Origin of the sequence: Mesorhizobium sp. M7A.F.Ca.CA.002.04.1.1 (assembly GCF_004022805.1) — a bacterium.
Taxonomy (GTDB): domain Bacteria; phylum Pseudomonadota; class Alphaproteobacteria; order Rhizobiales; family Rhizobiaceae; genus Mesorhizobium; species Mesorhizobium ciceri.
In genome coordinates, this window is record NZ_RZPL01000948.1 from 1 (window position 1) to 1,759 (window position 1,759).

Genomic DNA, 1,759 nt, shown 5'->3' on the forward strand with positions numbered 1-1,759 from the left:
TCGACGAGACCACCGCCCACGCCATCGGCAAGGCCGAGGCGCGCTACAGCCGTTCCGGCCGCTGGGCACTCTGGGTGATTGCCGTGACGCTGGTCTATATCGCCTGGAAGATGATCTGAGTTCTCGGTGACAGCAGTGCCGGCATTGCTATCATTGAAAGCAACGCTTTCATGGACTAGGTTGAGGTAAGGAGCAAAAACATGAGCACACTTACCATCCGCAATCTCGACACCAACGTGAAGCAGAAACTGCGTGAGCGAGCTGCCGTGAGGGGAGTCTCAATGGAAGAGGAAGCGCGTAGCGTTCTTGCCAAGAGTGTTCTTTCGGACGGTGTGGACCAAGACCCTCGGGGAGAGTCACTCTATGCCGCGATTCGTAGGCTGGTTGAGCCCCATGGCGGTTTCGATGTCGAGTTGCCGGAGCGCGGCCCTACGCGCGAGCCACTGAAATTTGACTAACCATGTTCGTGCTGGATACGAATGTTATCTCGGAAACCTTCAAACCACGGCCGGATGCAGGGGTGGCTACCTGGATGGATAGCTCGCTCGCGACCCGCTCATATGTCACGGCGATGACCAAGGCAGAGCTGCTCGTTGGGCTTGCGAACATGCCGGACGGAACGCGTAAGGCTGCACTGGGTAGTGTCATCGGGGCCTTTTTCACCAAATGGCTCAAGACCCCAGTGCTCGCGTTCGGTGACCGCGAAGCCGAAGCATACGCGGAGATTGTTTCGAACAGACGATTTCTGGGACGTCCTATACGCGAATTTGACGCACAGATCGCCTCGGTTGCTCGCTCGCGGGGCTTTGCGGTGGTGACTAGAAACGTTGCTGACTTTTCCGATTGCGGTATCAGCATAGTCAATCCTTGGGAGGGTGCATGAGCCTCTCCGGCAAGCGCATCCTGCTCATCATCGGCGGCGGCATCGCCGCCTACAAAGCGCTGGATCTGATCCGCCGGCTGCGCGAGCGCGGGGCCGCGGTTCGGGTGGTCATGACATCGGCCGCGCAGGAATTCGTCACCACGCTGTCGGTCGGCGCGCTCTCCGCCGACCATGTTTTCACCGAGCTGTTCGACCGCAATGACGAACACGATGTCGGCCATATCAGGCTGTCGCGCGAGGCCGATCTGCTGGTGGTGGCGCCCGCCACCGCCGACCTGATGGCGAAGCTCGCAAACGGCCACGCCAACGATCTGGCCTCCACCGTGCTTGTCGCCACCGACAAGCCGGTGCTGATGGCGCCGGCCATGAACCCCAGAATGTGGGCGCATCCGGCCACCCGCCGCAACCGCGCGACGCTGCAGAAGGACGGCGTCACCTTCGTCGGTCCGGCCAGGGGCGAGATGGCCGAAAGCAATGAGGCGGGCGAAGGCCGCATGGCCGAGCCGCTGGAGATCGTTGCTGCGGTCGAGGCGCTGCTCGATGTCGGCCCCAGGCCGCTGTCGGCGCGCAAGATCATCGTCACCTCCGGCCCGACCCATGAGCCGATCGACCCGGTGCGCTACATCGCCAACCGCTCGTCCGGCAAGCAGGGCCATGCCATCGCGGCAGCACTGGCCAGGCTCGGCGCCGATGTGCGCCTCGTCTCCGGCCCTGTCGGCATCGCCGATCCCCCCGGAGTGAAGACCATTCACGTCGAGCGTGCGCAGGAGATGCGCGACGCGGTGGAACGGCTCTTGCCCGCAGATGCGGCGGTGTTCGTCGCCGCCGTGGCCGACTGGGGCACCGAGAACTCGGCCGGTGAGAAGATCAAGAAGG

Annotated in this window: 3 protein-coding genes; all 3 read left to right on the plus strand. The window is 62.9% G+C overall.

Translation table 11 applies throughout. The features are described 5' to 3' along the window. Positions 1-200: 200 nt before the first annotated feature. A complete protein-coding gene (locus tag ENZ75_RS30830) occupies positions 201-458 on the plus strand; it encodes a plasmid stability protein (RefSeq protein WP_013529622.1) in 258 nt (85 codons plus the stop codon). Positions 459-460: 2 nt separating this feature from the next. Continuing rightward, complete coding sequence (locus tag ENZ75_RS30835) at positions 461-883, plus strand: type II toxin-antitoxin system VapC family toxin (protein ID WP_024502801.1); 423 nt, start codon at positions 461-463, stop codon at positions 881-883. Further along, the coding region (coaBC, locus tag ENZ75_RS30840; protein WP_128278587.1) for a bifunctional phosphopantothenoylcysteine decarboxylase/phosphopantothenate--cysteine ligase CoaBC at positions 880-1,759 on the plus strand (880 nt) is incomplete at its 3' end. The genes ENZ75_RS30835 and coaBC, both read left to right, overlap by 4 nt.